The organism is Enterobacter sp. HSTU-ASh6 (genome assembly GCF_026319105.1).
In the GTDB taxonomy this organism is placed as follows: Bacteria; Pseudomonadota; Gammaproteobacteria; order Enterobacterales; family Enterobacteriaceae; genus Enterobacter; species Enterobacter sichuanensis.
Genome location: NZ_WSPD01000034.1, coordinates 17,476 through 27,022, shown reverse-complemented (window position 1 = coordinate 27,022; position 9,547 = coordinate 17,476). Strand labels below are relative to the sequence as shown.

The 9,547-nt window shown below is 56.2% G+C and carries 6 protein-coding genes; 1 reads left to right on the top strand and 5 read right to left on the bottom strand.

Features of this window, described 5'->3' with window-relative positions; all coding sequences use genetic code 11:
• Positions 1–149: 149 nt before the first annotated feature.
• Both GM298_RS22645 and pdeH read right to left on the bottom strand, forming a co-directional pair.
• Positions 150–2,192, bottom strand: coding sequence for an AsmA family protein (locus tag GM298_RS22645; protein ID WP_095442024.1), 2,043 nt, complete (start codon positions 2,190–2,192; stop codon positions 150–152).
• Positions 2,193–2,257: 65 nt separating this feature from the next.
• Positions 2,258–3,031, bottom strand: a complete 774-nt coding sequence (gene pdeH / locus GM298_RS22640) for a cyclic-guanylate-specific phosphodiesterase (RefSeq protein ID WP_095450272.1) — start codon at positions 3,029–3,031, stop codon at positions 2,258–2,260.
• Positions 3,032–3,260: 229 nt separating this feature from the next.
• On the opposite strand from pdeH, the gene GM298_RS22635 reads away from it, so the two are divergent.
• On the top strand, positions 3,261–4,229 hold the full coding sequence (locus tag GM298_RS22635; RefSeq protein ID WP_266155371.1) for a sugar kinase: 969 nt from the start codon (positions 3,261–3,263) through the stop codon (positions 4,227–4,229).
• A 40-nt stretch (positions 4,230–4,269) separates the two neighbouring features.
• Here the strand turns inward: GM298_RS22635 and GM298_RS22630 are convergent, their stop codons facing one another.
• The 3 genes from GM298_RS22630 to hmsP form a co-directional block, all read right to left on the bottom strand.
• Entirely contained in the window at positions 4,270–5,763 is a 1,494-nt protein-coding gene (locus GM298_RS22630) for a M16 family metallopeptidase (RefSeq protein WP_045286577.1), read from the bottom strand.
• Between the two features lie 227 nt (positions 5,764–5,990).
• Positions 5,991–7,277 (bottom strand): dicarboxylate/amino acid:cation symporter, encoded by a 1,287-nt coding sequence (locus GM298_RS22625; RefSeq protein ID WP_025759448.1) that lies wholly within the window; start codon positions 7,275–7,277, stop codon positions 5,991–5,993.
• A gap of 159 nt (positions 7,278–7,436) precedes the next feature.
• Positions 7,437–9,443, bottom strand: a complete 2,007-nt coding sequence (hmsP, locus tag GM298_RS22620) for a biofilm formation regulator HmsP (protein ID WP_266155370.1) — start codon at positions 9,441–9,443, stop codon at positions 7,437–7,439.
• Positions 9,444–9,547 lie beyond the last annotated feature (104 nt).

Here is a 9,547-nt window from a genome sequence, read left to right as displayed (position 1 = left end):
TCACCATGGGTAAAGGATGTTAAAAAGTGTTCACCATGTCCCCGAACACCTGTCTACCATGTCCCCGGACTGTACACCCACAGGGAGAGGGAGAAAATCCTGTAGGCCGGGTAAGGCGTAGCCGCCACCCGGCAAAAACAGGCCGCACCTTACTTCTTCATCTGCGACAAAATATTCCGGCACTGATTCGCTTCCCCTTCTGACGGAGAAATCAACGCCAGCAGCGCTGCGGCTGGGGTGACCAGCGTCGCGAGGGCTGCGGCCACCGCGCCGCGTGCAATCAGCGGTCCAGGCTTCACCCCCGCCTGCGGGTTTTTGAAAGTGCCGCGCACATAAAGCGGCGAACGCAAGGTGATGATACGGATCCCCTTACTTTCCGGGTCAATGGTCAAATCAAGCTGCTCCGAGGCCATGCTGGCGGTGCCGGTCACGTTGATCACCGCGTTTTCCGTGTCAAAGGCAAAAATCTGCGGACGCGCCACGCCGTTCACCAGGTCCAGGTTGGCCGCCGCACAGTTCACCCGCACCTCATCGTCACCGAAGATTTGCCCGATGATATAGTTCCCGACGTTCAGCCCGAGGATCTCCATCAGGTTGCGGCTCACCAGCCCGTCGTTCATCAGCAGCTTGAGGTTACCGTTACTGCTTCCCAGCAGCGCCGCCACGGAGTTCCCCACGCCGCGTATGTCGGCATCGCCGTTCATTTCACCGAGGGTTTTCTGCATCAGCTCCACATCGGGCATCAGCTCTTTCAGCTTGAGCCTGCGGGCCTGAATATCGGCTCGCCCCTGCATCGGCTTTTTATCGCCTTCGAGGTGAATGTTCGACGAGATGGTCCCACCCGCCATACCAAACTTCAGCGGCTGCAGGCGCAGGTCGGCATTTTTAAGGAGGATATGGGTCGAAAGATTGCTGATTGGCAGCGTGCTGCCGTGCTCAATTTTTCTGCCTTTGAAACGCACGTCCGCGTCCATCACATCCCACTTATCCGTCTCAAAGCGGTCATAGGGCAGTACTTTCCCGGCTGGCTGGAGATCTTTCTTCACCTCTTTTGACTTCGTCCCTTTGCCGGAATCGACGCCGATCAGCGGTCCCAGGTCGGCGAGTCGCAGCTGACGGGACTCGACATCCCCCTCCAGTTTGGGGCGCGGTTTCCCGGTGGTGTAGGTCAGCGAACCGTGGATGTCGCTGTCGCCGATGCGACCGTTAAAATCCCGGTAGTTAAAAACAGAGGACTTTTCGCTGTCGATTTTGGCGACCAGGTGCCCGTCCGTTTCAAACGGCGGGGTATCCGGCAGCAGTACGCCGGTCAGTTCATACAGCTCACCCAGCGAATCACCGGCAAATTTGAGCTGAAGATCGACGCCGCCCATGTTCATCGGGTCGTTGACCGTCCCCACAAACGCCACACGGGTGTTCCCGGAGCGGAAATCCGCCTGTACCGGGAACGGCGTACCCTCACTGCGGAGCGCCAGCATACCGCCCATTTTCCCTTTTCCGCTCAGCGGCTGGCCGTTGTAGCGCCCTTTTGCCGTCAGGCCAAAGACGTAATCCCCTACGCTTGCGGTGTCGCCTTTAGCTTTCGTGCCCGTCACCTCGCTAAAGGGCAGCGGCTTGCCGAGCGGATCGACCAGGATCTCCACATCCGCCTTGCTGACTTTATCGTCGATGGCGATCCGTCCGCGATCGAAGAGAATATTGTCGAGACGGAATGACCAGGACGAGGGCCGGGCATGCGGATCTTTTTCGCCGTCGCTGGCAAGGTTAAAGGTCCAGTTGTTGTTTTTTTCGGAGAGACGGATCAGGCGCGCATCGGGCTGCTGCAGCTTGATCCACGGCAGATAGACCGTTTTGGTGAAGAGCGCGAGCGGAGCCAGCGTAGCTTCAACGCGAGGGAGGTGAACCATGGTCACTTCCGGGATATCGGGCGGGTTGCCGAGAATGATGTCGTCGGCGTGGACATGTGGCCAGGGGATCCAGCTTCGCCAGCCGGGCTCCTCCTTCTGACGCTCCCACACTACCCCTAAATCACCGCGTATAGCGAAGGGGCGATTCAGCTCGGTTGAGACTTTCTGGTTGATGGTCGGCTTAAGGCGGTTCCAGTCAAACGTCGCAATAATGATGACGACGACCACAATCAACAACAAGAAAATCCCTGCGGTCCAGGAGATTACCCTGGTTGTTTTCGTCATTTTTATCCCCTTTCCTGATGACCTGTCCTGTAAAACTATAGTCCAGACAAAGGGAAGCGGGCTTATCAGAGGGTCGTTATCACGTTATCGAGGCGATCCATGGGTACCGGGCGAGAAAGGAAATAGCCTTGCGCCGCCGCGGCGGGAGAGTTTTGCACATCACGCCATTCTTCCAGGGTTTCCACACCTTCAACAATCACGCCCTGGCAATAGCGGTTCATCAGCTGTAATAACAGCGTAAACAGATTCCGCCCTTCCGGGGTCTGGCGCAGCATAATAAACAGATCGCGAGCCACTTTAATGTAGTCGTAGCGCACTTCACTCAGGGCGGAGAAGTTCGCCATGCCGGTGCCAAAATCATCCAGCCACAGCGGGCCAAATTCACACATCGACGCAAACGAGGAGTCCTGCGGCAGGCGGACATGCTCCACCAGCTCAAAGCGCATCCACGGGAGGGTAGCGATCAGCTCCTGCAATTTCGCATTCTGACGCAGCGCCAGCAGAGTCGGGCCATCAACGTTGACCGAGGCGAGGATATCGTGCTGTTCGAAAAAGGTCTGCTTCGTCGCCAGCATACGGAGCTGCTCTTCCAGCACATCCAGACGCTGGCGAACGGCCACTTCGGCAAAGTAGCGATCCGGTGCAATACGCTGAGTAGGGTTTGAGGGATGCGTCACCACGGTCAATATTTCAATGGCCATCAGTCGGCCATCCGTTCGGTAGATCGGCTGATAGGTGTACGCGCGCTCACATTGCAGCCAGTAGCGATGCTCCTGCAAGTTCTCAATACTTGCCTCAGGCGTAGTGCTCAGCCGCTGGATAACCTGCTCTGACTTCATTTCAGATGTCCTGTTGTTGGGATGGCCTTTCTGGACTCGTCACAGGATTATCGGCGCGGCAATTGAGAACTTTATGTTCAATTAACCCGGAAAATGAAATTAAGATGACAGCAATGAGCAGGAACACGCGCTGGCTCAAATAAAATAATGGAACGTTGTTTTAATATAGTTGACCTGTTAATTCACCCAGCGCACACTAGCGAAAATTACTCTGTTCAGGTTCACGACTATGTCTAAAAAAATTGCCGTGATTGGCGAATGCATGATTGAGCTGTCCCAAAAAGGCGCGGACGTCAGCCGCGGATTTGGTGGCGATACGTTAAACACCGCCGTTTATATTGCCCGTCAGGTTGCGCCTGAGGCGCTCACCGTGAACTACGTTACCGCCCTGGGGACGGACAGCTTCAGCCAGCAGATGCTTGAGGCCTGGCAGAGTGAACATATTGATACCTCACTGATCCAGCGTATGCAAAACCGCCTGCCGGGTTTGTATTACATTGAGACCGACGAGACCGGCGAGCGTACGTTCTACTACTGGCGTAACGAAGCCGCGGCGAAATACTGGCTGGAGAGCGACGCTGCCGCCGCCCTTTGCGAAACGCTGGCGACGTTTGACTACCTCTATCTGAGCGGGATTAGCCTGGCTATTCTGAGTCCGTCCAGCCGCGAAAAACTGCTGTCGTTGCTGCGCGAGTGCCGCGCCAACGGCGGGAAGGTGATTTTCGATAACAACTACCGTCCACGCCTGTGGGCCAGCCGCGAAGAGACGCAGCAGGTCTATCAGCAGATGCTGCAATGCACCGACATCGCCTTCCTGACCCTCGACGATGAAGACGCCCTGTGGGGAGAAAAACCGGTAGAGGACGTGATTGCGCGCACGCAGGCGGCGGGCGTGAATGAAGTGGTGATTAAGCGCGGTGCGGAGTCGTGTCTGGTGGCGATCACGGGGGAAGCGGTGGTTGACGTCCCGGCGGTGAAGCTTGCCAGAGAGAACGTGATTGATACCACGGCGGCGGGTGATTCATTCAGCGCGGGGTATCTGGCGGTGCGTCTGACGGGCGGCACGCCGGAAGCGGCAGCACAGCGTGGGCACCTGACGGCCAGCACCGTCATTCAGTATCGCGGGGCGATTATTCCGCGTGAGGCGATGCCTGCCCCTCACCCTAACCCTCTCCCCAAAGGGGAGAGGGAACGATGAACACCCTCTCCCCTTTGGGGAGAGGGCCGGGGTGAGGGGATTACTGCCCCTGCGGAATATCCGTCGCATCCGGGTGTAAATCATCCGCCGTCGCGGCCTGCGCTGGCTGCGGCGCGGTAGCCATAATGGAATCCCAGGTTGTCTGCAGTTCCTTCATGTCATATTCCGGCTCGCCTTTCGGTTGCAGGAGGATCAACGCCATATCCTGCGACAGCTGCTGACGGAGGTCCTGATTGAGCATCTCGACGGTCAGACCGTTCAGGAAGTCCTGACGAAGCTTCTGGTACTGTTCCGGCGCAATGTCCACCACCTGGTTCTGCAGAGAGCGAATACGCTGGCTGATCAGAATGTCGGTATCGGCGCGAGCGTAAGTCGCAAACAGCTTCTGCAGCTCCAGTTTTTTCTGCGCCACGAGAGCATTGAACTCCTCTTCAGGAAGCCCCTCTTTACGCACTTTTGCCAGCTCTTTCGCGACCACACCCAGATTTGCATTCAGCTTATCGCCCGGTGATTCAACGTTAATGGCGCATTGCGCACGCTGGAACAGCACGCGGCAGTCAAAGCCAAGACCGATATTCTTCACGTTGTTCTTACTGAGCGTCTGCTGAACATGCCAGAACAGCGCTTCACGGGCCAGATCGGCACGCCAGTAGCGTAACAGCGCCGCGGACTCACGGATTGGCTGCCAGGCGTTATCCCACATCACGGAGAGTCTGTCCTGACGCACGGTGTCTGTCATGATGCTGACAGGCTCTGCACGCAGCGGAGAGAGAGTCGGCACCGGGGCCGGTGATTCACGCTTGCCTTTCAAATCGCCAAACGCTTTGTTGATCTGCTCTACCACTGCGCGGCTGTCCACGTTACCCACCACGATCAGCGTCATCGCGTCCGGGGTGTACCATTTCTGGTAGAACGATTTAACCTGTTCGACGTCTACCGGCTGTTTCAGCGGTTCAGCCGGATCGTGCCCCAGTAATGCGGAACCTTTCAGGCGGTAACGCCACCAGCCCTCTTTGGTATCACCAGGCCAGGTCGCCACCATGTCGCTGTTGCTCAACGCATAGTTGACGGTGTCCGGCGTAATCGCCAGATTGCCAGAGGCATCGGAGAGATAAGTGAGGGCTTCTTTAAGCAGATCGTTACGGTTATTAGGCAGGCTCAGGTTAAACATGGTGTAGTCATACGAGACAACAGCCGGTGGGAGTGGGCGTTTCGGATCGATGGCCTGTTGCCAAAGCGAACGCACCTGAACAGCCTGCAAGCTGCCGCTCTGAGTGAGCGCCAGCCGGGGAATAAAATGGCTAAAACCGGTTTGCTGAGTGCTTTCCGTAAGGGAACCGGTATTAATGGACAGACGGATTTCAATACGATCGCTGGGACGCTGCGGCGTGGCTAACACCTGCCACTGAAAACCGTTCGCTAATGTTCCTTGTTGCCAGGCCGGGTCTGGCTGGAGCGCATCTGCCTGCACATAACTGGCTGCTGCCATCATCAGCAAACCGCCGGTTAAGAGTCGAATTTTTGTGCCCTGCATGTGAACCCCTGATCAACATTCCTGGTTAAAAAAGAGTGCCTCGCGACGCGCCTCACTCTTAAAGATGACGATGAAAACACGTCGATTAGACCGCGCATTCGGCAAAACGTCACGGTCAGAAGTGAAATATACCCAAAAAAAATCTTGTCGAATTATGACAGGTACGAACAGTTATTATGCGCAGGAGCCCGCATCCCGACAAGGGAATACGGGCATTTGTGACAAGATTAAGAGGATAAACCAGGATTTTTGCTGTCAGATGAACGATTGTTCAGAGTATCGTCGAGCTTTTTGTGATCCAGCTCTTTGACCCATTTCGCCACGACCACCGTAGCCACGCCGTTACCCACCAGGTTGGTCAGGGCGCGCGCCTCTGACATGAAGCGGTCAATACCGAGAATCAACGCCAGACCCGCCACCGGCAGGTGCCCCACCGCGGAAATCGTCGCCGCCAGCACGATAAAGCCACTGCCCGTCACGCCTGCCGCCCCTTTAGAAGAGAGCAGGAGCACCACCAGCAGGGTAATCTGATGGACAATATCCATATGGCTGTTGGTCGCCTGGGCGATAAACACCGCCGCCATCGTCAGGTAGATCGAGGTGCCATCCAGGTTGAAAGAGTAACCCGTCGGGATCACCAGCCCCACCACCGATTTACGGCATCCCAGTTTTTCCATCTTATCGAGCATACGCGGCAGTGCCGATTCTGAAGAGGAGGTCCCCAGAACAATCAGCAGCTCTTCGCGGATGTAACGGATAAATTTGAAGATGTTGAAACCTGTCGCACGGGCGATGGAGCCCAGGACCACCACCACGAAAAGGATACAGGTGATATAGAAGCAGATAATCAGTTGCCCGAGCTGCACCAGCGTACCGACGCCGTACTTACCGATGGTGAAGGCCATCGCACCGAAGGCCCCAATCGGCGCCAGGCGCATGATCATATTGATGATGCCGAAGATCACCTGCGAGAAACTTTCAATGACGTTAAAGATGAGCTGGCCTTTGCTGCCCAGACGGTGGAGAGCAAAACCAAACAGCACGGCGAAGAGCAGGACCTGCAGGATATTACCGCTGGCAAACGCGCCAATTACGCTGCCAGGAATGACGTCCAGCAGGAAGGCGACCACACCCTGATCCTTCGCCTGCTCGGCGTAAACCGCGACGGCTTTCGCATCCAGCGTCGACGGGTCGACGTTCATACCCGCGCCTGGCTGCACCACGTTGACGATGATCAGACCAATAATCAGCGCCAGCGTACTGACCACTTCAAAATAGAGCAGCGCTACGGCACCGGTACGGCCAACCGCCTTCATGCTTTCCATGCCCGCGATGCCCGTCACGACCGTACAGAAGATCACCGGGGCGATGACCATTTTGATGAGCTTAACGAACGCGTCGCCAAGCGGTTTCATTTGTGCGCCCAGTTCAGGGTAATAGTGACCCAGCAGAATACCGATGGCGATGGCTGTCAGGACCTGGAAATAAAGACTTTTGAAGAGTGAGGTTTTCATAAGGTGTCCTTGGGAAGAAAAACCACAGGCTTTGTAAGGTTATGGTTAACCTGCGGCTTTAAAATAACACCCACATAACAGGACAGAAATAAACTCAGTTCAAATTTGAAACACAAATGTTAAGAACTTTGAGCTGGCTCGCACAAGCCAGCAACAAAATTACACTTTTGCGTGATGGCCAGCGCCAGAAAGGTAACGTTCTTCAAAGACATCCGCGGGAACCGCCGGGGCAAAAAGGAAGCCCTGTCCACTCTCCACGCCCGCCTCAGCCAGCCAGCTGCGTTGCGCTTCGGTTTCAATCCCCTCCGCAATAAGATGCAGGTTGAGGCTGCGCGCCATGTGGATAATCGCCTGCACCATGCTGCTGTCGCCCGGCAGACCGTCGACAAACGCTTTGTCAATTTTCAGCACATCCACCGGCAGGGTTTTCATGTGCTGAAGCTGACGCAGCCCGGCGTAACCCATGCCAAAATCATCCAGCGCAATGCGAATGCCGGCATGACGCAGCGGCTTCAGAATGGCGACGGCCTCATTGGGGTCGTCTATATGCCGACTCTCTGTCACTTCCAGGGTCAGGGTATCCGGTTTGATGCGGTAACGGTGGATAAGCTCCAGCATCTCTGAAACCATGGTCGGATGCTTCAGCTGCAGGGCGGACAAATTGACCGACAGCGGCAACGTCACGCCGCGCTCCTGCCAGGCGGCAAGCTGACGGCAGGTCTCTTCCAGCGCCCAGTATCCGATAGTCACCATCAGACCGCAGGATTCAATGCGCTCAATCAGTCCTTCCGGTAACTCCCATGAGCCATCCGGCTGTTTCATACGCAATAGCGCCTCGGCGCTTTTCACGTCTCCCGTGTGCAAATCCACCTGCGGCTGGAGCCAGAGGGCAAACTGGCGGTTATCCAGCGCGGTCAGGATGTCGCTCTCTTCCGTCAGGCGCTGCTGCGCCTTTTCCATCTGCTCCGGGTCGAAGAACTGGATCTGATTTTTGCCTTTGCGACGGGCGGTGAACGCCGCCGAGAAGGCGCGGCGATAAAGCTGTTCCGCAGTCAGATCGCCATAGTACATGGCAATCCCGATGCTGGCGCTCGGACGAAGCTGGATACCCTGAATGGGGAGCCGCTCATTAATGACAGTGAGTACTTGCTGACCTAATGTGATTGCATGCCACGGCTCTTTCACCCCGTTTGCAATCACCACCAGGTCATACCCGCTCACCTGGGTCAGCACCATGCGCGGTGCAAGCACAGATTTCACCTTTTCCACCAGGGTGAGCAGCAGCATCTCGCGCTGGCTCTCCTTGAGCACGCCCGCCGTGTCCTGCAGGGTTTCACAGGCGATGACCATCAACGCCGTAGTCTGCTGGCGAGCGACGGTCTGCTCCAGCATTGCCATCAGAAACGCTTTATTGGGGAGCTCCGACACCGGGAAGCGGGTGGCGCTACTGTTCAGCTCATCCTGCTGACGCTGGATGCGCTGCTGGTTAAGGTTGTAGCTACGCACCAGCATGCCGATCTCATCGTCATGATGAAGGCGCGGCAGCTCAAGCTGATGGCCCATCTGGTCCTGTGGGGAAAGGGTGTTCAGCTCCCGGGCGATACGCCGCAGCGGATGCACGATCAGCCGGTTAATGCACCAGGTCAGCGCCACGCTGAGGATCAGTGTCATAAGTAAGCAAGTGGTCACTAACGTGACAAACCAGCTCATGACGAATTTATACATGCGGTACGAGTCCGCCTGCAGGACGAGATAGGCTAGCGGCTGCGGGTTAGCAGGACGTTCAAGCGAGTAAATGGGGAGCGAGATTTGTACCGGCAGTTCAAACAGGCGCATCACCATCATCGGGACAGGACGCTCAGGGATAAAGCTCATCCGCAGCGCCTGGAACTGGTTAGGCAGCACCACGTCTGCGCGGCTGACTACGCCTGCAGGCTGGATGCGTTTTAAAATGGTTTCCGCTTCGGGAATATCGCCTTTCAGGATCGAGGCTGAGAGCGGGCCGCGCACCGAGCGGGCAATACTTTCTAATTGCGAAGCCGTGTTATAGCGATTCTGCTGCACGGAATGAAACAGCAAAATTACGCAAAATAGCAGTACAAACAGCATTGTGACGGCAGACACCATCGCCATCTGTTTGATCGTTAAGGAACGGCTGACACGCAAAATGACTCTCCACAGAACTCGAAGCGCAGGGCGCACCAGGGTGTAAACCTGGCGCGCCTGAGTATACCCGATTGCTGCACTTTTAAGAGAGACTTACAAATGGA

Bases quoted from the DNA above. Each gene is read 5' to 3' on its own strand.
- pdeH (WP_095450272.1), bottom strand. From the start codon at position 3,031: ATGAAGTCAGAGCAGGTTATCCAGCGGCTGAGCACTACGCCTGAGGCA.
- GM298_RS22630 (WP_045286577.1), bottom strand. From the start codon at position 5,763: ATGCAGGGCACAAAAATTCGACTCTTAACCGGCGGTTTGCTGATGATG.
- GM298_RS22635 (WP_266155371.1), top strand. From the start codon at position 3,261: ATGTCTAAAAAAATTGCCGTGATTGGCGAATGCATGATTGAGCTGTCC.
- GM298_RS22645 (WP_095442024.1), bottom strand. From the start codon at position 2,192: ATGACGAAAACAACCAGGGTAATCTCCTGGACCGCAGGGATTTTCTTG.
- GM298_RS22625 (WP_025759448.1), bottom strand. From the start codon at position 7,277: ATGAAAACCTCACTCTTCAAAAGTCTTTATTTCCAGGTCCTGACAGCC.